The following is a 23,234-nucleotide window of genomic DNA, read 5'->3' on the forward strand; positions in this document are numbered from 1 at the left end:
TAGTTAATTGTTTTTGTTTTTAAAATCTTCATAGGCCAATCTTAGCCCTTCTTCTAAAGTGGTTGCATAAGTCCATCCAAGATTAGTTAATTTAGAAACATCCATTAGCTTTCTTGGTGTACCATCTGGTTTACTGGTATCAAAATTAATTTCGCCATTAAAGCCTACGATATCCTTAATGACAGAAGCCAACTCTTTAATACTTAAATCTTCACCACAGCCTATATTTACTAAACCAGCATCATTATAATTCCTCATTAAATGAATACATGCATCTGCAAGATCATCAGCATACAAAAACTCTCTTTTTGGAGAGCCACTACCCCATATGCTAACAGATGATAGATTGTTAGTTTTAGCTTCATCAAACCTTCTGATTAAGGCTGGTAACACATGTGAATTCTGCGGATGATAATTATCGTTCAAGCCATAAAGATTCGTGGGCATCACAGATATGTAGTTACAGCCGTATTGCTGGCGATAGGCATCACACATCTTAATTCCTGCGATCTTCGCAATCGCATAAGGTTCATTGGTGGGCTCCAATTCACCTGTTAACAAATACTCTTCTTTGAGAGGCTGAGGAGCCATTTTTGGATAGATACATGATGAGCCTAAAAACATCAATTTTTTCACATCAACACTTCTTGATGACTCGATAATGTTACTCTGAATCATGAGATTTTCATAAATAAAATCTCCTCGATAAGTATTATTAGCAACAATGCCGCCTACTTTAGCAGCAGCTAAAAAAACATAGTCAGGCCGCTCATCTTCAAAAAAATTCTTTACAGCGCGTTGGTCTCTTAAATCAAGTTCTGCTGAAGTACGGAAAACAAGATTTGTAAAACCTTCTTTCTGTAACTTTCTAAATATTGCCGAGCCAACCATTCCTCGATGTCCTGCAATATAGACCTTTGCATTTTTATCTTGAAAATACAATTTAGACATTATTCGTATTGATTTTTAATGGTATAACCATGAGATTTCAATAGTGATTCTTTCCTGAAATGATCCACGTCAGCCGCCACCATTTCTTTTACTAAAGCAGCCAAATCATATTTAGGTTCCCATCCTAATTTAGTTTTGGATTTGGTAGGGTCTCCAATCAATAAATCCACCTCCGTAGGGCGGAAATATGCCGGATCAACCCCTACAACCTCTGTTCCAAGCTCAACTTGAAATGCAGGATTTGAACATGCAGAAACAATACCTTTTTCTTCAATGCCTTCTCCAATAAAATCAATTGTTATCCCAACTTCAGCAAAGGCCAAAAGCACAAATTCACGAACTCTCGTAGTTATTCCAGTAGCAATTACATAATCTTCTGCAACATCTTGCTGTAATATTCTCCACATGGCCTCAACATAGTCCTTAGCATGGCCCCAGTCACGTTCTGCATCCAGATTACCTAAAAATAATTTTTTCTGTAGACCTTGAGCTATTTTAGCAACCGCACGTGTGATTTTACGAGTTACAAAAGTCTCACCCCTTAATGGACTTTCATGATTAAATAATATTCCATTACAAGCAAACATATTATAAGCTTCGCGATAGTTCTTAGTAATCCAAAATCCATAAATTTTGGCTACACCATATGGGGAACGTGGATAAAAAGGTGAATTTTCATCATAAAATCCCTTATCATTTTTGTTTTCTGGCATACCGCCATATAATTCAGAGGTAGATGCCTGATAAACTTTAGTTTTTTTTTCTAAGCCTAAAATCCTCACGGCCTCCAATATCCGTAAGGTTCCGATTCCATCTACATTAGCAACATATTCAGGTGAATCAAAAGACACTTTTACATGACTCATTGCACCCAAATTATAAATTTCATCTGGCTGGATTTCTTGAACAAGTCTGATTAAATTCGTTGAATCGGTCAAATCTCCATAATGTAGTTTAAACCTAACATTATCATCATGCGGATCTTGGTAAAGATGATCAATACGATCTGTATTAAACAAAGAACTTCTTCTTTTAATTCCATGAACCATATAACCTTTATCTAGCAAAAGTTCCGCTAGATATGTTCCATCTTGTCCTGTTATACCCGTAATTAGTGCAACTTTCATTTTTTCTACGAATTTTTAAATATATTTTTAAGCTTTGTTAATGAATTAGGCTTTTTAGTTTCTCCATAGGTACCATAGCCATAGCCATAGCCATAAAGTTTGGTATCGATATCATTCACAACTATACCTAAGTTTTTCATTTTACCGCTTGTAAACAATTCTTCAACTATGTTAAGTTGATCCTTTTGCGTAACCTTTTGACGTACTAGGTAAAGTGTTACATCGGCGTATATTGATAGCAATTGTGCATCAGTTATAATTCCGATAGGTGGGGCATCCATGATAATATAATCAAATTGAGTTTTTAATTCTTCGATCAGCCCAGGTGTATGTTCACTTAATAATGTTTCAGCAGGGTTTGGCGGTAATGGACCAGAGGATACGATGAACATATTCTTATTTATCGCTAATGGCTTTACAATGTCAGTAACTTTGATTTCAGGGCTAATTGTATAATTACTAAAGCCAACCGAGTTATCAATGCCCAATTTTGCAGAAAGACCAGGTTTTCTAAGATCAAACTCCATTAACAATACCTTTTTACCTGCTAGCGCAAGAATATTACCAAGATTTATTGCCGTAAATGATTTACCCTCTCCACTCATACTAGATGTAAGCAGAATAACCTTTTCATTATTATTCTTTAAATAGAATGAAAGATTGGTCCTTAATGCCCTAAATTGCTCTGATATGGCCGATCTTCCCTGATTTGCTACAATTAAATTGTCATCACTTTCGTTATGACTTATTTCGCCAATTACTGGTACTTGCGTAAATCCACCAATTTCATCCTTAGTTGTAACAGTAGTATTTAATAATGCTTGACTAAAAACTAATATTATAGGAAGTAGAATGCCAATAATTAATCCAATGGTATAAACTACATTTTTTTTAGGGGCAATTGGAAGTAGTTCTGATTTTGGCGGATCAATGGTTTTTGCGATTGAAATATTAGCTGTTTTTGAAATATTTGTTTCTTCCGCCTTCTGCATTAGGAAGATATATAACTCTTGTTTGATTTGTTGATTTCTAGCTAGTTTAAGATAATTTTTTTCAATTTCGGGAACTCCCGAAATTTTACCCTCTGCCTTTAACAATTGACTTTTAAGCCTATTTCTAGTCAGTATTGCTGAATTTTTACTACTTTGAACATTTGAAAGTATATCACTTTTCAATCCCTTTATTTGAGTATCGATATTTTGAATGAATGGACTTTCTTCAGTTACACTTAAAAGCTGTTTCTCTCTTTCAATTAACAGCGCATTATATTGGCTCATTAAATTAGAGAAAACCATATCAGTTGGTATTAGTGCTGACGGAAAAACCCGCTTTACGTTACTGTCATCAGTCAGATATTTCTCAAGATCATTAAGCACGCTTACCTGAGTCTCAGCTTTTGCTAGATCAGAACTAAATTCGCCAGTATTCTGCACGAGAAGTTTACCCTGTTCACTCATGTCTGCCAACTGGTTCCTTTGTTTAAAGCTTTCCACATTATTTTCAACATCACCTAATTCTGAGGCAATAACATTAAGACGTTCCTTGATAAAACGGTAAGTACTATCAGCTACCGCATTTTTATCACTTAGATTAGATTGGGTATATCTATTAATGAGTGTATTCAAAATATCCTCTCCCTTCGCCGGCACAGGATAAGATAAACCGAGGTCGATAATGCTGACTTGTTTGTTACTTACTGTAACACTAAGCTGTTTCATAAGTGATGCAACCCGAGCATCAATAGAGCTAACTTTTATAAAGTATTCACTTTCATCCATTTTAGCACCGGAATTTTCTACTAGTTGGATTATCCCTACTCCTGGAACATTAAATTTTTCACCAAATGCGACTGTTTTTTCAAAGTCATGGCTGTTAATTTTTAGTTTATTCGCAGCAAGTTTTATTACCTTAAAATTCGTAGCATTAATTGTATCAACACTTTTAATGAAAACTAGGCTAATAGGAGATCTATAAAGTTCACGAATAAAAAACTCAGTTTTTTTTGAATAAACAACGTTTAATTGCATATCCCTAACAACCTGTTCCATTAAAAAACGAGTTTTTAAAATTTCGGCTTCATTATCAACAGAATTTTTTGATCCCATAAGCCCTCCTAAATCCATTAAAGAACTAGCTTGTTTACCTAGATTACCCCCCTTTTCATCGTCGTTAACGATAAGCTTAGCTCTAATCTGATAGGTTGGAGCTGTATATTTGCCATAAATAAAGGCGATAAATAAACACACAAAAATACTGATAACAAACCAAGGCCACTTATTTAGTAATTTGTTTATTATCTCTTTAATATTGATGCTATCGTCTTCTTCTACACGGGAAACCACATTGCTTTCGGTTAGATTATTCATTACAATTTATACAGGATCTATTTAAAATTAGAAATGGCTAGCACAATTACTGAAACAACAGAGGCGATTACGCCAATAGTTTGAATTTGAGCAGAATTTGAGGCAGATACCTTTCTTTTATTAGGTTCTACATATACAACGTCATTTTGCTTTAAGTAATAGAATGGGCTATTAAATATTCTACTGGAATTTAGATCCAGTCTAACAAACTCTTTTTTTCCATTATTATCGCGGACGATTAATACATTATCTCGTTTGCCATAAATCGTTAGATCCCCGGCCAAACTGAGTGCATCCAATATGCTTACTTTTTCATTTGGTAAAGTATATGTAGAAGGTGAATTAACCTCACCAAGAACACTCACCTTGAAATTCGCAAATCTTAATTGAACATTCGGTTCTTTGTAAACAGCAGCAGCTTTTTCTCTAATTAATTCACGTGCTTGATAAGTTGTTAAACCAGCTACCTTAACTTTTCCTATTAGAGAAAGCTCTACATCACCATTTCTATCAACTAAAAAACCTGAAACCTGCTGAGCTGCAACTGCTGTGTTGGCACCTCCACCTAAAACAGTATTATTGGCCGCTTGATTCACTATCGCTCCACTTTGCGGATTAAGCGTAAAAATATTTATACTTAAAATGTCATCAGACTGAATTACTGGTTCAGTAAAAACGGCCGCACTGTCTAATTTAGCTTGTTTAATAGATTGGATATCCTGAAAATATGCTATCTTCTTATTGCTCACACAGGATACATTAAGGGCTACCACTAAAGAGAATATTAAATATTTCAGCCCTTTTATTACATTATTCTTATTACTCATAGGTATATATCCGTTCAAAACGTTATAATCATTTCAAACCGGTGGCAAACTTAATCATTTAATTGTAAAACAAGAAAATCCTAACAAAGGATAATCCTCTGTTAATTTAGAATTAGTAACTTATAATCCTCATTATAAGATATCTTCAGTTGGAAATTAGTTAAGCAAAACAGAAGAAAATATTTGCTGATTTTTAAATTCATAACTGCCAATTAGGTCATAAATCCTACCTGAGTGAACCGCTTCCATTAACGTGTTCAGATGTTTATCATGGTGTAAGTCCGTTGCAGCTAAATCATACATCTTTTCTTTTATCAAAATTTCGGCCAATTGCTTAACCTCTTTGCCATAATAGCCCAATATGGACAATAAATTTAATTGTAAGAGACAGCCTTTTTCTTTAAACCTTATTAGTCGGCTTCTATCCTTAAAGTAAAAAGTATAGCGTTCAGGATGGGCTAGAATCGGCTTATATCCTTTAATTTCTAAATCAAAAATGGTTTGACTAATTCCTGGGCTTTCATTTAAATAAGACATTTCTATTAACAAATGTTTATGATCTAAGGTGCATAATGCCCCATCCATCTTAAAATCCTGATCCACCATATATTCTGCACCAGCGCTCAATTTCAAAGAAATATTGGCTTTATCCATTTCTTTTTGTAGTAAATTTTTTGCCCTAAAGATCGTTTCGCTTGTGTTTGGATACAACTCTTGGTAGATGTGGGGTGTAGCAATTAGTTGATCAAAACCCAGTTCTTGTAATGATTTAACAAAACGCAAAGAAGTAGCCAGATCTTGAGAACCATCATCAATACCCGGCAAAATATGCGAATGTATGTCTACCCCAAGCCAGGAAATATCAGTAATTTTATTTTTTTTATTAAAAAAGTTAAACATTATTATAAGGTAATATTAAATCAGTTGCTTGATCAAAAGTTTACAAATCACTACAATTCATTCGACGACACCCATTAAACGAATTACTCTGCAAAAAAGTCTATTTAGATGAGGTAAATCTAGCCTAATTCATTTGAATTATCAATAAGCAGTAGAGTAAAACAGACAAAAAGTAGAAATAGTGTCGAAAAAACAACTCGTAACTATATAAGAGCAAGACTTACTAATTATGATTTAATCTATAATTGCCAAAGTTTCCAAATTATTTTGATTCTCACCATCATCCTACCGATGAACCTCATACCTTCCTGGCCCATTGTTACCGTATTCACTAATTTTTATTCGACCTCTCTTTACTGTTCCTTTACCTTTTAGGTAATAAACAGGTAAAGAATAGGTAAGCCAGGGGTAACTATGGGGTTAACGTGGTGCCTGGAAAGGGTAAACAAAGGGTAAAGGATGGGTAAGCAAATTATAATATTAAATAGCGATATTATAACCTTGCATCAGCCAGATGCCTGTTGATAAATGACTTTGTATCGAAAATAATAGTACCCTGTTCCCTGAATCGTTGGTAATCAATTTCCAGAAACTGATGATGAGCTACGGCTAAAATAACTACGTCATAATGTTTGAAATTGTTATTTTCCAGCATCTGGATATGATATTCAGCCTTCACGTCAGTTGGGTTGGCCCAAGGATCATACACATCTACCTGCATACTGAAAGATTTAAGTTCTTTATAGATATCGATTACCCTTGTATTCCGGGTATCAGGGCAGTTTTCTTTAAAGGCGATGCCCAATATAAGGGCTCTGGAACCATTAATTACTTTATCTCTGGCCACCATCATCTTAATCACCTTATTGGCCACAAACATGCCCATATTATCATTTACTCTTCTGCCAGACAGAATTACTTCAGGTTTGTACCCCAAAGCTTCTGATTTATGGGCCAAATAATAAGGATCAACTCCAATGCAATGACCGCCCACTAAGCCGGGTCTGTAATTTAAGAAATTCCATTTGGTAGCTGCAGCTGCCAATACATCAGCCGTATCGATTTCCATTCGATCAAAAATTAAGGCGAGTTCATTGACGAAGGAAATGTTGACATCCCGTTGTGCATTTTCTATCGCTTTGGAGGCTTCAGCCACTTTAATACTTGGTGCCAGATGCGTGCCAGCCGTAATAATGGAAGCGTAAAGTTGATCGATCTCGGCCGCAATGGCAGGTGTAGAACCTGAGGTGACTTTTTTAATTTTGGTCAGCGTATTGATTTTATCTCCCGGATTGATCCGCTCCGGTGAATAGCCACAGAAAAAATCTACATTGTATTTCAAGCCAGAATGCTCCTCCAAAACGGGTACACAATCCTCCTCGGTGCAGCCAGGGTAAACAGTAGATTCGTAAATCACCATATCACCTGGTTTCAACACCGTGCCTAACATTTTACTGGCTGCCAGTAAAGGTTCCAGATCTGGCCGCTTAAGATGATCAATGGGCGTAGGAACAGTTACAATATATATTGTACATATTGCCAGATCAGACAGCTTAGCACTCAAAGTTAATCCATTTCCCCGATCCTTTGAAGAACAGACCAATTTAAGGTCATCTAAATTTGCTTCATGAGTGCGGTCTTCTATTCGTTTTAGTTCTTCGACACGATTTTCATTCGTATCGAAACCAACTACTTTATATTTTTTTGCAAATTCGATAGCCAAGGGAAGCCCAACGTAACCTAAACCTATAATCCCAATTTGCTTTTTTGTAATCATTTTTCTTTCGGTAATTGGGCAAATATAAGATAAATCAATAAAGCTTAATTCTTTTAACCACAGCTAACACAAAGAGAAGGCACGAAGAACACGGCGTTGGATGGAGCGTAATGCTTAAATGAACTTAAATTCTTATATGTTAAGATTGCATGTGTATTTATGGATCCTTCGCTGGCTACCATTGACAGATTCCACACGAAAACTCGTCATCTCGACCGAAGCACAGCGAAGTGCCTGTCCGTACAGGCGGGGAGAGATCTACCTCGACAAAGATTTCTCGACTACGTTGCACTCCGCTCGAAATGACGATACGTAGAGGAGAATTAAAATTAACCGAAGGGCATAATGCACTAAAAAAAATCACCATTCAAGACAGGAGCATTGAATAGTGATTTATCAGTTTAAGATATTAATTGAAATAAAATTTTTTACTTAATCTGTTTCAATAGGTAACTGCCATAACCACTTTTAACCAATGGAGTAGCAATAGCTTTAAGCTCTTCCGCATCGATAAAACCCATGCGATAGGCAATTTCTTCGATACAACCTATTTTTAGGCCCTGACGCTCTTCTATGATACGCACAAATTCACCAGCTTGCATCAAAGAAGCAAAGGTTCCGGTATCTAACCAGGCCGTACCACGGCTTAATACACCTACTTTTAATTTACCACGTTCCAGATACACACGATTTACATCGGTAATTTCATATTCACCTCGGGGTGAAGGTTTAATATTCTTGGCAATTTCGACTACTTCATTGTCGTAAAAGTATAAACCGGGTACAGCATAATCTGATTTTGGGTTTAGTGGCTTTTCTTCGATGGAAATGGCTTTTTTGTTTTCATCAAACTCAACTACACCATAACGCTCCGGATCAGCCACCTGGTAGGCGAATACGACTCCCCCCTCTGGATTGGCACTTTCCTGTAATAATCTGGACATCCCATCTCCGTAAAAAATATTATCGCCCAATACTAAGGCTACTTTATCTTTTCCGATGAAATCGGCACCAATGACAAAGGCCTGAGCAAGTCCGTTCGGTTCCGCCTGTACGGCATAACTGAATTTACAGCCCAGCGACGCGCCGTCACCCAATAATTTCTCAAAATTAGGAAGATCGTGCGGGGTAGAGATGATCAAAATTTCCTTTATCCCAGCCAACATCAGGGTAGATAGCGGATAATAGATCATCGGTTTATCATACACTGGCATCATTTGTTTGCTACAGGCAAGGGTTAAAGGATGCAAACGGGTACCGCTGCCACCGGCTAAGATTATACCTTTCATATTTTTGTCATTCGTTCATTGGTCATTGGTTCATTGGTCATTACAGACCTAAATGAAATAATGATGCCTATTATTATATTTTAATTTGTTTTATACACGCTACCAAACTGTCTCTCCAGTAAGGGATTTTGATATTAAACGTACTTTTTATCTTCGATTTATCCATTACCGAAAATGCCGGCCTCGTAGCTTTAGTGGGATAGGCAGAACCCGGAATAGGATTTACCTTCACTCTTGTCTCACTAATATCAAAAATGGCTTTGGCAAAATCGAACCATGAGGTTACGCCTTCGTTACTGTAATGATATACGCCATAAGCTGTGGATGAAGAGGCAATGATATCAAAAATAGCGTTAGCTAAATCTATAGCGTAAGTAGGGGTGCCTACCTGATCGGCTATGATATTCAGCTCATCTCGTTCGGCACCAAGCTTTAACATCGTTTTTACAAAGTTGTTGGCATATTCTGAATACAACCAGCTGGTGCGGATAATGAAATGAGCGGGTAATACTGAAGTAACTGCTTTTTCACCTCCTAACTTAGTTAACCCATAAACATTGATTGGTTTGGCTTCATCTTCTTCTTTAAGCAATTTCACCACATTTCCTTCAAAAACGAAATCCGTTGATACATGCAAAAGCGTAACACCATTGGCTAAACAAGCGGAAGCCAGATAAGCAGCTCCGGTTTCATTAATGGCTTTTGAAAGATCTGTCTCATCTTCGGCTTTATCAACAGCCGTATAGGCTGCGCAATTAATTACATATGCGGGTTTTTCTTTGGCTAAAAGATCATTTAAACCTGCTGCATTTAAAATGTTGGCATCCTGCTCTGCCGGAAAAACAATTTCTGTAATCCCTCTTCGTTCTGCAACTGTTTTTAAACACTGGCCTAATTGTCCGCCAGCACCGATTACTAATATTTTACTCATATATGTTGCAATTCTGCGAAGGGTTTTAAAAGCATGTCTTTTTCCGAAATTGATTCCATTCCGACTGGAATGAGCCAGTCGATATTCAGGTCAGTGTCATTATAGATCACCCCTGTCTCCGATGCTTTGTTATAAAAATTATCGCATTTGTAAAGGAACTCTACCGTTTCGCTTAATACCGAAAAACCGTGTACAAATCCACGTGGGATATACAATTGCAATTTATTTTCGGCGCTTAAACGTACCGCCACATGCTGCCCGTAAGTTGGAGAACCGGGACGCACATCAACTGCTACATCCAACACTTCTCCCTTGGTTACCCGCACCAGTTTCGCCTGTGCGAAAGCGCCGGTTTGCGCGTGTAAACCACGGATTACGCCATAGGAGGAGTAGGATTGGTTATCCTGTACGAAGGCTCCGGAAAGGCCGGTTTTATCTTCGAAAGTCTGCTGGTTGAAGCTTTCGAAAAAATAACCCCTTGCGTCATCAAAAACCCTGGGTTTTAAAATCAGGCAGTCTTTTATCCCTGTTTCTGTAATCTCCATTATTTATTGCTGTACTGTTGCTCGTAATAAGATTGATAGTTACCTGAAGTAACATTATTTAACCAGTCTTCATTTTGCAAGTACCAATCAACCGTTTTCGCTAAACCTTCTTCAAATTGCAAACTTGGTACCCAATCCAATTCCTTTTGCAATTTGGTAGAATCAATGGCATAACGTAAGTCGTGGCCGGCACGGTCGGTTACATAAGTAATCAATTTGGCTGATTCACCTGCTTCCCGACCCAGTTTCTGATCCATGATGGTACAAAGCAGATTGATCAGATCGATATTTTTCCATTCGTTATGGCCACCTATATTATAGGTATCACCTGTTTTAGCATTATGGAAAATCACGTCAATTGCTCTGGCGTGGTCTTCAACCCATAACCAGTCGCGTACATTTTCGCCTTTACCATAAACGGGTACAGGTTTGTTGTTTTTAATATTGTTAATGGCTAAGGGAATCAGCTTCTCGGGGAAATGATGCGAACCATAGTTATTTGAGCAATTGGAAATGACGCAATCCATACCATAAGTATCGTGATAAGCACGCACAAAATGATCAGAGCTTGCTTTTGATGCTGAATATGGGCTATGCGGATCGTAAGCAGTAGTTTCGGTGAACATGCCTTCTTCACCTAAAGCGCCATAAACCTCATCGGTACTTACATGATAAAAACGTTTTTTGTCATAATCACCTTTCCAGGATTCGCGGGCGGCATTTAATAAGTTTACCGTACCAATTACATTGGTCATTACAAAAGCGGTTGGATCTGAAATAGAACGATCTACATGGCTTTCTGCGGCAAGGTGAATCACCGCGTCGAAATTTTCTGCTTTAAACAGCTCAAACATTACCGTAGCATCGGTAATATCTTCTTTTACAAATCTGTAATTTGGCTTATTTTCGATATCAGTTAAGTTAGCCAGATTACCTGCATAGGTCAGTTTATCTAAATTGACAATCTCATATTGAGGATAATTATTAACAAAACGGCGAACAACGTGAGAGCCAATAAAGCCCGCACCACCAGTGATTAAGATTTTTTTCACAGTTATCAAATGAATTTCAGTCGGCTAAAATAGGTTAGATTTAGCCAAAAAACAACTTAATTCTAACATAAGCACTAAACTAGACAAAATTGACTGACATTAATTGATCCGTCTTTTTAACCTAAAGAGCTTAATAGATAGATGATCTCACTCATGCAATAGATCAGCATATCCAAATTATAGATGTAGCAAATGACTGCATAGCCGTAAAACTACATCGCCGCCACCGAACTTTCCAATTCCTTATACCACTCTTCTCCATATTTTCGGATCAGCGGTCCTTTTAAAAAACTGTATACCGGAACCTTAAGTTCGCGGCCAAAGGTACAGGCATCATGGCAGATATGCCAGCGGTCGTAATTCAGCACTTCAAATTCCGGATATTTGGTGATACGGATAGGGTATAAGTGGCAGGAAATCGGCTTCTGCCAATCTACAATACCTTGCTCATAAGCTTTTTCTATCGCACATTTGGTAATGCCACCCTCGAACAGCACATAAGCGCATTCTTTATTTTTATCAACACAAGGCGTGGTCAAATCGCCATCTTCATCCACTACGCAAACGCCTTGTTCCTCAATCGCTTTAATGCCCTTCTCGTTTAACAGGTGTTTTATTTTTGGATAAATCTCTTCCAAAACAGCTTTTTCGTCATGATCCAACGGTGCACCTGAATCGCCTTCTACACAGCAGATCCCCTTGCATTTGCTTAAATTGCAAACAAAATTTTCCTTTAATACATCTTCGTGCACCAGCACCTGTTCAACTTCTATCATCATTATTCTTTTGCTAAAGCATATTTCAGCCCATCGGCCGACTTTAATTCCATTGTAACTGCGCCTACCAATATTTCAACCTGTGCCTTCACGGGTACCCGGTTCCCATCATCAGTTACCCAAAGGTATAACCGGCTATCTTTTTTAAAGATACGTCCAGGTTTAATAGACGGGCTAAATTTCAAACAGCGGATATTGCCTAATTTACTCTTCACTGTTTCCTTACCGATATACTCTACCTCAAGCGCTGAAATTTCATCGCCCAGGAAATAATTCAGCTTAAATTTATCCCCAACTTTGATTTTGCTCATATCCAGGCTCCGGGCGAAATAATAAGCCGAAACCAGATCAAAGGTCTGGTTGGTAGGTGTGGTAAAGGTACCTCTATTCGAAACAACTTTCTTTCCATCCTGATTAAAACGAGCCTTATCCTGTCGTTTATAACTGGCTTCACGGATATTCTCCTGATAGAAATAAGGTAAAAGATCAGTTCTATCAATGTAGGAATCGTAATGATCCCTTATTTTATAAAAAATATCAAACGTCCCCGAAGTCTGAGCATCAACCGTAAGTTTATAAGTCGGTTTATTATCAAACTTTAAATCAGAATTGGTTACTTTAATCGTAGCTTCTGCCGCGGTAATAAACCCATACCTCAATTTATATTGTAATACTTCACCTTCCTGAAATACAGGCTCTTTTTTCAAAGGGAGCTGCTGAGCCACTGATAGGAAACTACACAGACCAGCTGTAACCGTTATCAATAATTTTTTCATTGCTTTTGTACTCATTTGTGTGTGTTACGAGGGAAAAACCTTTTTTTAATCATATGGTTAAATTTTCCCTCTATGAAGATATACAAAAAGCCAACCAAAATTTAATCTTTCTTATATTCATGCTTACGAACAAGAGATCGATTAATAATATCCCGTTTGAAGCACACTTCTGATACTTAAGCTTAGAGTCGTCACCCTGAATTCATTTCAGGGCCTATTTTGAATAGAAGATGCTGAAATAAATTCAGCATGACGATCGCTTAAGGCTAGGAGCTTAACATTTAATCTTTTCTTTTATAAACAGGTACAGTAGAGCATGGCTCACCAAACATAATACTTTTTACTACGGGAGTTAGCAGATTAGTAACTTCTACATATGCCGCAACCGGCACCTCGATATCGCCGCATCCTTTTACCACCACACGTTCGTTTGCATAATCCTGAGGATTGATTTTAGCCAATGCTTTGGTAAATAATACAGCTTCTAATGTATTTAAATCGCCAAATACAACTTCGTTTGCATAGGGCTTTAACTTATTCGCTAATAGCATGTAGGCCCAGGTGGGCACAATGGCATCTGCAGAGCAGGTAATGGCTACATTCTTATCCTGATATTGTGCCCAATCGTGATCCTTTATAAACGCCCGGAAATCTTTTTCCCTTAGCATTAAACCGTGAAAGAGATTATCTGCAATATCATAAACAACCCTTTCGCCTTTATGATAAAAATCTTCAAGGTTTAGGGTAATTAAACCACTATTGGCTACTTTATTGATGATGTTTTCCTGAATTTCCATGACCTTAAATAAAAAAAACCGTCCCGATTGATCATCGGAACGGTTACAAAATTACGTATTTTCTGATTAATAGAATTTCACACGATTGTCTTTTATCTTGGCATTGTCCTGTAAAGCCTGAAAAGCTGCGCCTAAAGAACGCTGACCCAAACTTAACAACATGCTTTCTTTTTGTTTAAACATATTTGCAATTGGCGCAGGGTTTGTAAATCCATCAACAGTGAATACATATACACCCCGCTCGCCCTGAACAGGAGCAGACAATTTACCTGGCTGTGAACCGAATACACTACCTACCAGGGCATTTTCCTGTGCTACACCTGGAATTACAGGATTAGCAAATACCACATTCTGAACCGGATTAACCGGACGGGCAACTTTAGCCGCAACCTGATCAATACTTCCTTTACCTGCATTGGCTAATTTTTCCTTTAATTGTTTTGCTTTAACCGCGTTAAGTACCATTGGTTCGATTTCTTTCTTCACATCGGCTAACGGTAAAATGCCTTTCGGACTAATGTTGGTTAAACGTGCTACCACATAAGCATTGCTCATAGTATAGATTTCGGGTAAAACATCACCTTTATCTGCTGCGTAAGCATCCTGGATCAGTTTACGCGGATTATCTAAACCTGCAGCAAATCCTTGTGTTGCGGTAACTTTATCAGCTACGCCTACTTTTAAACCTTTTTGGACTGCAAATTTACCGAAATCTTTACCTTTTACATCCGTTAAGAAACTGCTCGCCGCTTTGTAGGCAGCTGCCTTTGTTTTGCTACTCGCTGCCAATGCTTTTTCTACATAGGCTAATTTAGCTACTTTAGATGAACCGATCTGTTTTTCGATTTTGATTACATGAACGCCAAATTGAGATTTTACTACTTTAATATCTCCGGCTTTACCGTCGAAAGCAGCATTTTCAAATTCAGGAACCATTGCACCACGCGCAAAGGTACCCAACTCGCCACCTTTATCTTTCGAACCATCTACACTGTAGTTTTTAGCCAGTTCGGCAAAATTGCCACCTTTTAAAATTAATCCTTTTAATGAATCAGCTAATTTAAGTGCTTTTTCTTCTCCGCCAACTTTAGCCGGATCGATTAAGATATGGCTTGCTTTTACCGAATCAGGAGACATACGGGTAGCCACCACTTTTACAATTTTATACGAGTTACCGCTTAATTTGGGCCCGTAGAAACTACCTGCAGGTAAAGCAAAAACTGCCGAGTCAACAGCCGGATCCAATTTACCTTTTGTGATATAAGTGAAAGGAACTTTTACGTCTGAATTGATCGCTGCGAAAAGTGAATCGTTTTTAGCTACCTGGAAATCAGCAGCAATTTTATCTACCTGAGCTTTGATGGCCAATGAATCTGCTTTGTTCGGGCTGATACTGAAAGTTACATACTCAAAAGTACGGGTTTCCTGCGGATTGTTGAAACGCGCTTTGTTCTGATCATAATATTCCGAAAAATCAGCATCTGTTAATTTAACCGATTTATCTGGAACAGAAGCATAATCTAAACTCACATATTTGAAATTAGCCAGTTTGTTACGGTTGTTATATTCATCTGTAGCTTCTAATGAAGTTACATAAACCGAGTTACGGATTAAGTTGGAGTATTTGGTTTGTAATGCCTGGTTTTTAATCTCCTCCTGTAACATATTAGATTGTTGCAAAGCCTGAGGATCTTTTGATTTCAAAAAGTTCATCAGGGTAGCACGGTCTAACTGTCCGGTTTGCGGATTAGAAAAATATTGCTTGATCAACGGGCTCGGGTTTTGACCTTGTAACAAATCTAACATTTCGTCTTCTGATATGGTTAAACCTAAACGATCATACTCTTTGGTTAACAAAACTTTTGCTAATTCTGCATTCCACGCCTGGTCAACAGCCATAGCCGTCATCTGTGCATTGGCACTGCCACCATATTGTTGTTTCATCTGGTTTACACCCTGATCAACCCTTGGCCCGAACTCATCGATGTTGATGTCGTTACCATCTATAGTTCCTACAACCTTTTGATTTGCAGACCAAAAAGGCTTACCCACGTTAATTGCATCACCTACTAAAAATGCAACAATTGCAAAACCGATTGCAAAGACCAGAATATAGCCTGCACGGTTGCGCAAAAATGTCATTAATCCCATATTGTATTTATAATTTATTTAGTTCTTTTTTAAGAGGGCGCAAGATACAAATTTGCCTTAAAAAAGAAAACACAAAATTTTATTTATCAAGCACCTAATTATTAAGGGGATAAAGAAGAAGCTTTGGGTGGGCATCATATTTTTAATGAATTCTGATCAACTTTAGATAATATACTTAAAGGGATATTTACTATTTTTTTACTGTTAGATTAATTCCTTGAATAATCCCGAGCTAAACTATTTAACATTAGATAATATGGCTATAAAAAATTTGTTTATATCGACTTATATGACTAATTTGGAAACTATATATTTAAACTTAAAGCTTTTAAGATGAGAAAATTAACCTTAAAATCAAATGCCTTTAATAAAGGCGAAGTGCTAACACGTGAGCAACTAAAAAAAGTAATGGGTGCTGGTACATGTCAAGTATTTTTACCTAATACTCCATCAGGAGGAACGAATTTAGGCGGAATGAATTGGGGGGGATCAAATGGCGCTCCTTACAGCTCAATGGTACACGGAACCAGCGGAACTGTAATCTCTGGTGTTTCATCTGCTGATGCCCAGCGAGCGGTTTCAAATGGCGGACGCTGGTGCTGTGATAGCTGCGGTTCAGCTCCATGGGCACTACCAACCCCAGTTTAATTATAAACGAAAATTAATTCTAGGGGTAATTATAGATTACCCCTAGAATTAATTTCCCCACTACCCTGACCCATTTCGTAGGTACTGAAATCTTGGGGGGCTTTAAAATCCTTCGCCCTAGTGAAGTCACCATTTACAGATAAAATATCAACCATCTGATTCGAATAAAATATTTTCTTCGATTCATCCCAGATCAGTTCCTGAGAAGAAAACGTATCGCCTTTACTGTTCTTCACCACTACATTCTTCCGGAATTCGGTTTTGAGTTCATTATCCTTCCTAATGGCATAATCGCATACCAAGTTTCCATCAATGGTACCATTAGGATTATAAAAATCAATGTTAACCCCTTTGATCATTTCCTGATAAGTGCTACCATTAGCGGGCGTAACCTTATCTAGTATAGGGGCAAAACCTTTGGCTTTGACCCTTGCAGAATCGCTGTAAATAATATCCACACCTAAAGTTCGGTCGCGGGAAAGGATGGTCTTATTGATCGAAACTGCATCAGCTTTTTTTAGATCGTCGTCTCCACAGGAAGCCAGAAAAAAAGGCAATCCCAAAAACAGACCATATAAAAATGCTTTCAATTTCATTAATCTACGCGGTACTTACGGAACCAGGTATCGTTCAAAGTAAAACCTAAGTGGAAATTAATATACTGCTCTTTAACAAGGTTATTGTTTATTGTTCCCCTTTGTCCAAATTCTGTTGTAAAATTAATTTTATAAAATGCGGTACCACCATTAGCGGTAGGCAATGGGAAGCCAAAACCTAAAGATGCACCCATTTGTTTAATATCCTGATTACCGATTTTAATATAAGTTTTATCGTAATTAAAACCAATACGGTAATCGATCCGTTTCATATAACTGTTATAAGAAAATGCATCTGGCGTCCACTGGCCACCTAAAGATGCTCCCCAGCTATCCTGCAAACCCTGATTTACATCGTTGATACTGGTTTTAGACCATTTACCCATTCTAAAATCAGCACCAATCAACCATTTATCATTCTGTTGGATAGCGATCCCAAAATTATGTGTTAGGGGTAAAGTAAGATTAGATTTTCCATTGTTCACTGTATTCAGGGTATCTGCTGCAGTACTTTCATTCCCATCCTGATCCCTGGTGTAGAGTGTAGCATAAGAAGTTAATGTTGAATTCACTTTTCCTGAAGTACTTCCGGAGTAACCCAGGGTAACAATCGTTTTCTTCCCTAATGTAAAATCGTACTGGATACCGTAAGAATAACTTAATCCGGCAACACTGTTTTTGGTCTGCAATTTTGCATTATAAGAACCTACACTATTAAATTCTGTAGCGCGGGTAGTTTGAAGGTTTCCAAAAATATATTCGAGATTACCACCAATCCTTAAATGGTCGCCAAAACGATAACCATAACCCAAATAAGCTTTTGATAAACCACCTTCTCCCTCATAGAGCTGATTTAAGGTGGTGGTATCAACTTTCACCGTATTTCTGTAATTATAACCCAGATCGGAATATGGCAAAATGCCAAAGCTCAATGCCGATCTTCTGGTAACAGGAGATGCAAAAGCCAGATGACTGAAAGTAGAGTTAAAACTTGATTCGCTTAAGTTGTTCCGCGTAAGGTTAGTCACACTTGCACTCATACCAATATCAATAGTAGTTAACGAAATACCCGCATATGATGCCGGATTCTGCATATTGATGTTATTAAAGCCGGTAACTTTGCTTACCGCAGTGGAAATTCCGCCCATTGCCCTAAACTGGGGCAATAACGATCCTTTTATATTCCCAAGTCCATATCTTGAATATGGTGATGAAGTGGTAACCTGTGCCTGAGCATTTAAACCACAAACTAGAACGAGTATGGCTGCAATATAATTTATTCTTTTGTACATTTTAATCTGCAATAGCTTCATTTAATCCTTTTAATACTAAGTAAGGATCTTTTATAATTTGAGGCGCAAAGATGCTGTTTTGTAATTGTTTATACAAAAAATTAGCATCTCCTCCTGTTATAATTACCTTCAGAGCACTTTCTTTTTTATTATTTAGGGCAATAAAGCCTTCAATTTCATTTATTATACCTTGTAAAACACCGTTTTTAATAGCCGATAAAGTGTCGGCCCCTTCCGGTATATCCTCACTTTCGTCCCAGTCTACCAACGGTAAACGACCTGTAAATTCGTGCACCGACTTAAAACGCATTTTAATACCCGGACTTATACTTCCTCCAAAATATTCCCTGGAGCTACTCAAAACGTCGTAAGTAATACAGGTTCCTGCATCAACCACTAAACTTGCATTTGTTGAATATAAACCATTTGCGCCCAATATAGCAGCCCATCTATCTAAACCCAAAGTAGCTGGCGTTTTATATCTGTTTTGTACGCCATTTGTTAATAAGGTTGAAAAACGGATATATTCGGTATGCTTTTTTAAAAATACTTCTAATGGCCCGATTTCCTGGTTAACACTACTAATGATAGATTTAGCTGGCGAAAACTTCTCGATCAATTGAGCCAGATCCAATATTCCAATCTTATTGAAACGCTGATGGTGAACAATTTCTTTATTTTCAAAAACACCAATTTTAACCGCAGAATTTCCAATATCGATGCTTAAACTACGCATTTAAAATCTCCCGCCGCAGATAATATGTTCTTAGAAATTCCAATGAGCCCATTTTTTATCCATCTTAATTAAAACTAATAAGCTTTAACGCTAATCATCCACAAAGCTATTAATCTTTGTTAAGTTTCGTTCTAGTTATTTGTTAAAAAAGGTTAAACAAAAAGGAAATACTGTATAGAAAGCACAAATAAAACAAACAATGTTTCATAAAACCAACGTTTTTTGGCATTGCTAAAATAGTAGGCCAACAACACCGATCCAGGAGGCACACATAGCAAAAAATGCCAGGTCCTGAAATCTGGCTTAAGATAAAAGCTGGCGGCAGCAATTATAAACATGAAAAACAACAGCTGAAAACTTTTTCTTGTACTGATAAAACTCCTGAAGAAATTTTCCCGGAGTTGTAGCGAGGCCAATATCATGATTACCGTTACCGGAATGAGTACCAGATAATCATTATAATTGATTTTAAACACAGAAGGGAACTTATTGGCCAGTGGCCTCCAAATCTGATAAAATGAGCTTAAATTGTCATTCCAGTAATAAAATACCGCCAAAAAAAAGAACACTGTAATAAAGCCGATTAAACCTGCCACCCACTCGCGCCAGTTAAATGATCTAAAAAGCAACAGTGCTAAAAAGATCATGATCAACATGGCCATAAAGGGAAAATAGATTAACGTTCCAACCCCAATAATCATCCCGATATCAAAAATAGTGGTAATGGAATTCGCACTTTTGCCCAGTTTTAAAAACTTATCAATGATCCATATTAATAAAAAGTTGCATAACAATGCCGGACTCAGGATCATAAAAGGCATAAACAAACTTGTTCCGGTAATAAACATCAGTCCTGGCAGGAAACTGGGTTTCGTCAATAAATTGTGGTTGTTTACCACCCGGTTGAAAATTAAAGCCTGTACATAAACCAAAAGTGCTGCAATAAAAATATTGGTATATGGAGTAAAGGTATGATCTAAATCAATGTTAATCAGCAATCGGGCAAAGGGTTCCAGAAAATCAAAGTTCAGCTGATCATGCGTTTCCTGAAAAATGGCAATACGTAAAAAGAACGTGTACGCCAGCAAAAATACGAGGTTAACTGGATTTAGTTTTCTAAACTGATTAATCATGCTTTTTAAAGAGTAGACAAAGTAAAGAAAATAATTTTATAGTAGGACAGAAAGATGAAAGCAGATAAGCTAAAGCGGAAAGGTAAAAGACCAAAGCTTAAAGAGGAAAGCATTAAAGGGAGAATTTATCGTCAGATAATTATAGAATTGTCAGTCTGAGCGGAGTCGAAGGCTGATTGATAGGTAAAAAGCAAAAATGATAAAAAAGATTCTTTTGTTTTTTGAAAAGCAGGTTCTCGTTCGTTTCGGCTCCGGTAGTCCTGCCATCCGCTTTATCCCCAAATCCTTCAACTACGCGCAGGATGACGGAACCCGCATAACAGGACTGTCGACTTTGGACTACAGACTCAGAACTCCAGACTTAGGACTATCAACTAAACCCTCGCGTACTTCCTCACCATATCATCAATAATCTGAGCGGTTTCGTCCGGAAAATCAAACTCATGTGTTTGAGGATTTTCTACCCATTTTTTCACAATCGGCAACCAGTTACGGGTACTTCCCCAAATTACGGGCAGGCCAAACTGTTTTAAAGCATAAGCATTACACTGTTGCTCAAACTGGAAACGCATGGGAGCAACCAACAGTTTTTTCTTTAAATAAAGTGCCTCTGCCGGGCCTTCAAAACCACCACCTGTAAATAAACCTTCGCAGGTAGCGAGGCTTTTATTAAATTTCTCGTTATTAACGGGCTCTACAAAAACGTTTCGCTCCTGATAAGCAACTTTGCTGTGTTTCGAAAAAACCTGCCAGGTAACTTCAGGGAGTTGTGTAAAAAGCTTTACCAGGCGTTTATCGTCAACGGCGGGAAGATAGACCGTATAATGCCCTAAATTTTCATTTTTCAGGTTCCGGATTTCTGCCCTGATTACCGGTGTATGGATAAAGCTATCGTAACGGTCGAAATGGAAACCAATGTGATATTTGGTAGGTGCATAACGGCTCAGGATAAGCTTGCCCCAATCTAAAGTTCTGGGACGGGGTACTTTTTTTGATTTAAATGCAGCCTGATGGCTTAATGATACACATTCTATGCCCTGCAATTTACAGGCCCATGCACTCACAGGTTCAAAATCGTTTACGATTAAATTGTAGTCTTTAAGGGGCAGTTGCTTCATATCTTTCCTGAAGCGGAAAAGGTTCATATTCAACCATGTTTTATAATGGTCTACGCCACCTTTTTTGCCAAAAATGAAACTGAAACCATGTAACTGGTACTTTACGGGCTGACTCAATTTTACATCGGCCTGCGTACCGCTTACCAAAATATCCAGTTCGCCATATTTCTGAAGTAAAGGAATAATCTCCCTTGCTCTGCTGATATGACCGTTACCCGTTCCCTGTATTGCGTAAAGTATCTTCATTTATGGCCGAATATCTAAAATTATTGGGCAATTTCATATTTTATATTCTGCAAAAGAATATTGATGTCCAGTTTGCTTTTTAAATCTTCTGCATCCGAAAGCATTCCTTCATCCAACTGATCTTTTGTAAAATGCTGATGTTCATACTTAAACACCGTCCAGGTTTTATCCTGGTATTCCAAGGCCGTTAAACTTTCTACCCAGTCACCGCTGTTCAGGTACGTTACTTTTCCGGCCGCAGTTGCAATTTCGCGTTGCTCGGCCTGGTGAATATGGCCACATACTACATACTCATAACCCTTTTCAATAGCCAGTTCTGCAGCAGTTTGTTCAAAACTGTTGATAAACTTAACGGCATCTTTAAACTTGGCTTTGATTTTTTTTGAAAAGCTCATTTTTTCCTTTCCAAAAGCACTTAACACCAAGTTTACAAAACTATTGATCAGGATCAGCGTATCATAACCAACCGCGCCCAATTTAGCCAGCCATTTAGAATGCTGCATGGTCACATCAAAAACATCACCATGGAAAAACCATGCTTTTTTTCCATCCAGTTCTAAAATCAACTTATTCTGTAAATGAAATGTCCCCATTTCCATACCGTCGAATTTGCGCAGCATCTCGTCGTGATTTCCGGTAAGGTAGTGAACCTGCACCCCCTCAGAAACGAATTTCATCAGTTTACGGATCACTTTCATATGCGATTCAGGCCAGTAACTTTTGCTAAACTGCCAGATATCGATAATATCGCCATTTAAAATTAGTGTTCTGGGTTTGATGCTTTTAAGATACTTTAAAAGTTCTTTAGCATGGCAGCCATAAGTACCCAGGTGTACATCAGAGATTACGACTACATCGAGATTTCTTTTATCCATAAAAAGGAAAGTTCAGGGGAAAGGATATTAATACCGCCCGGTTTAAGCAGTTTAGAGTTAAATTAAACGTGTTACCACTCTTCTTCCTCATCGAGTTTTACCTCAAAAGGGCTAAAGAAATAAATTACAACAATTAATAAGCATACGGCAAAGAATGACTCTAACATATTACCTGATTTTCATTACAAAGGTAAGACACTGTATATCAAACAAATGTTACGGCACTGTTAAATTATTATTCTATTGCACAAGGATTGTTAAAGTGAGTAAGGGCAGTTAATTGGTCAGCCGCTTTCGGTTTTTCCATTTAACCAGTAAATAATCT

The 23,234-nt window shown here is 37.6% G+C and carries 21 protein-coding genes; 1 reads left to right on the forward strand and 20 read right to left on the reverse strand.

The genetic code is table 11. From position 1 onward, the window contains the following. Positions 1-3: 3 nt before the first annotated feature. The 14 genes from fcl to ACK1I8_RS16975 form a co-directional block, all read right to left on the reverse strand. Complete coding sequence (fcl, locus tag ACK1I8_RS16910) at positions 4-951, reverse strand: GDP-L-fucose synthase (RefSeq protein WP_412466467.1); 948 nt, start codon at positions 949-951, stop codon at positions 4-6. Beyond that, positions 951-2,078 (reverse strand): GDP-mannose 4,6-dehydratase, encoded by a 1,128-nt coding sequence (gene gmd, locus ACK1I8_RS16915; protein ID WP_412466468.1) that lies wholly within the window; start codon positions 2,076-2,078, stop codon positions 951-953. The genes fcl and gmd overlap by 1 nt, the downstream gene beginning before the upstream one ends. A 5-nt stretch (positions 2,079-2,083) precedes the next feature. Then, positions 2,084-4,444 (reverse strand): GumC family protein, encoded by a 2,361-nt coding sequence (locus ACK1I8_RS16920; protein ID WP_412466469.1) that lies wholly within the window; start codon positions 4,442-4,444, stop codon positions 2,084-2,086. A gap of 17 nt (positions 4,445-4,461) precedes the next feature. Further along, a complete protein-coding gene (locus ACK1I8_RS16925; RefSeq protein ID WP_412466470.1) occupies positions 4,462-5,271 on the reverse strand; it encodes a polysaccharide biosynthesis/export family protein in 810 nt (269 codons plus the stop codon). A 156-nt stretch (positions 5,272-5,427) separates the two neighbouring features. Then, positions 5,428-6,171 carry a tyrosine-protein phosphatase gene (locus ACK1I8_RS16930; RefSeq protein WP_412466471.1) on the reverse strand — a complete coding sequence of 248 codons (744 nt, stop codon included), beginning with the start codon at positions 6,169-6,171 and terminating at the stop codon, positions 5,428-5,430. A gap of 493 nt (positions 6,172-6,664) precedes the next feature. Continuing rightward, positions 6,665-7,948, reverse strand: coding sequence for a nucleotide sugar dehydrogenase (locus ACK1I8_RS16935; protein ID WP_412466472.1), 1,284 nt, complete (start codon positions 7,946-7,948; stop codon positions 6,665-6,667). Between the two features lie 428 nt (positions 7,949-8,376). Continuing rightward, on the reverse strand, positions 8,377-9,237 hold the full coding sequence (rfbA, locus tag ACK1I8_RS16940) for a glucose-1-phosphate thymidylyltransferase RfbA (RefSeq protein WP_412466473.1): 861 nt from the start codon (positions 9,235-9,237) through the stop codon (positions 8,377-8,379). Between the two features lie 73 nt (positions 9,238-9,310). Continuing rightward, on the reverse strand, positions 9,311-10,168 hold the full coding sequence (gene rfbD, locus ACK1I8_RS16945) for a dTDP-4-dehydrorhamnose reductase (protein ID WP_412466474.1): 858 nt from the start codon (positions 10,166-10,168) through the stop codon (positions 9,311-9,313). Next, positions 10,165-10,713: a dTDP-4-dehydrorhamnose 3,5-epimerase gene (rfbC, locus tag ACK1I8_RS16950; protein ID WP_412466475.1), complete on the reverse strand. Its 549-nt coding sequence runs from the start codon at positions 10,711-10,713 to the stop codon at positions 10,165-10,167. Before rfbC ends, rfbD begins: the two co-directional genes overlap by 4 nt. Next, entirely contained in the window at positions 10,713-11,765 is a 1,053-nt protein-coding gene (gene rfbB / locus ACK1I8_RS16955; RefSeq protein WP_412466476.1) for a dTDP-glucose 4,6-dehydratase, read from the reverse strand. Before rfbB ends, rfbC begins: the two co-directional genes overlap by 1 nt. 212 nt (positions 11,766-11,977) lie before the next feature. After that, positions 11,978-12,541 (reverse strand): DUF3109 family protein, encoded by a 564-nt coding sequence (locus ACK1I8_RS16960; protein WP_412469387.1) that lies wholly within the window; start codon positions 12,539-12,541, stop codon positions 11,978-11,980. Positions 12,542-12,543: 2 nt separating this feature from the next. After that, positions 12,544-13,317, reverse strand: a complete 774-nt coding sequence (locus tag ACK1I8_RS16965; protein ID WP_412469388.1) for a DUF3108 domain-containing protein — start codon at positions 13,315-13,317, stop codon at positions 12,544-12,546. A 281-nt stretch (positions 13,318-13,598) separates the two neighbouring features. Then, positions 13,599-14,114, reverse strand: coding sequence for a DUF2480 family protein (locus ACK1I8_RS16970; protein WP_412466477.1), 516 nt, complete (start codon positions 14,112-14,114; stop codon positions 13,599-13,601). Between the two features lie 66 nt (positions 14,115-14,180). Continuing rightward, positions 14,181-16,265 carry a SurA N-terminal domain-containing protein gene (locus ACK1I8_RS16975; RefSeq protein WP_412466478.1) on the reverse strand — a complete coding sequence of 695 codons (2,085 nt, stop codon included), beginning with the start codon at positions 16,263-16,265 and terminating at the stop codon, positions 14,181-14,183. A 333-nt stretch (positions 16,266-16,598) separates the two neighbouring features. Here ACK1I8_RS16975 and ACK1I8_RS16980 point away from each other — a divergent pair, with 333 nt between their 5' ends. Continuing rightward, positions 16,599-16,913, forward strand: coding sequence for a hypothetical protein (locus tag ACK1I8_RS16980; protein ID WP_412466479.1), 315 nt, complete (start codon positions 16,599-16,601; stop codon positions 16,911-16,913). A 29-nt stretch (positions 16,914-16,942) separates the two neighbouring features. On the opposite strand, the gene ACK1I8_RS16985 is transcribed toward ACK1I8_RS16980, so the two are convergent. The 6 genes from ACK1I8_RS16985 to ACK1I8_RS17010 all read right to left on the reverse strand — a co-directional run bounded on the left by ACK1I8_RS16985 (position 16,943) and on the right by ACK1I8_RS17010 (position 22,909). Further along, positions 16,943-17,509, reverse strand: a complete 567-nt coding sequence (locus ACK1I8_RS16985) for a hypothetical protein (RefSeq protein WP_412466480.1) — start codon at positions 17,507-17,509, stop codon at positions 16,943-16,945. Then, a complete protein-coding gene (locus tag ACK1I8_RS16990; protein WP_412466481.1) occupies positions 17,509-18,822 on the reverse strand; it encodes an OmpP1/FadL family transporter in 1,314 nt (437 codons plus the stop codon). The genes ACK1I8_RS16985 and ACK1I8_RS16990 overlap by 1 nt, the downstream gene beginning before the upstream one ends. Then, complete coding sequence (locus ACK1I8_RS16995) at positions 18,803-19,537, reverse strand: type III pantothenate kinase (protein WP_412466482.1); 735 nt, start codon at positions 19,535-19,537, stop codon at positions 18,803-18,805. Before ACK1I8_RS16995 ends, ACK1I8_RS16990 begins: the two co-directional genes overlap by 20 nt. A gap of 152 nt (positions 19,538-19,689) precedes the next feature. Next, positions 19,690-20,670 carry a DUF6427 family protein gene (locus tag ACK1I8_RS17000; protein WP_412466483.1) on the reverse strand — a complete coding sequence of 327 codons (981 nt, stop codon included), beginning with the start codon at positions 20,668-20,670 and terminating at the stop codon, positions 19,690-19,692. 374 nt (positions 20,671-21,044) lie between these two features. Continuing rightward, positions 21,045-22,034 carry a glycosyltransferase family protein gene (locus ACK1I8_RS17005; RefSeq protein WP_412466484.1) on the reverse strand — a complete coding sequence of 330 codons (990 nt, stop codon included), beginning with the start codon at positions 22,032-22,034 and terminating at the stop codon, positions 21,045-21,047. Positions 22,035-22,054: 20 nt separating this feature from the next. Next, positions 22,055-22,909, reverse strand: coding sequence for a UDP-2,3-diacylglucosamine diphosphatase (locus tag ACK1I8_RS17010; protein WP_412466485.1), 855 nt, complete (start codon positions 22,907-22,909; stop codon positions 22,055-22,057). Positions 22,910-23,234 lie beyond the last annotated feature (325 nt).

The organism is Pedobacter sp. KLB.chiD, assembly GCF_047040275.1.
Lineage (GTDB): Bacteria > Bacteroidota > Bacteroidia > Sphingobacteriales > Sphingobacteriaceae > Pedobacter.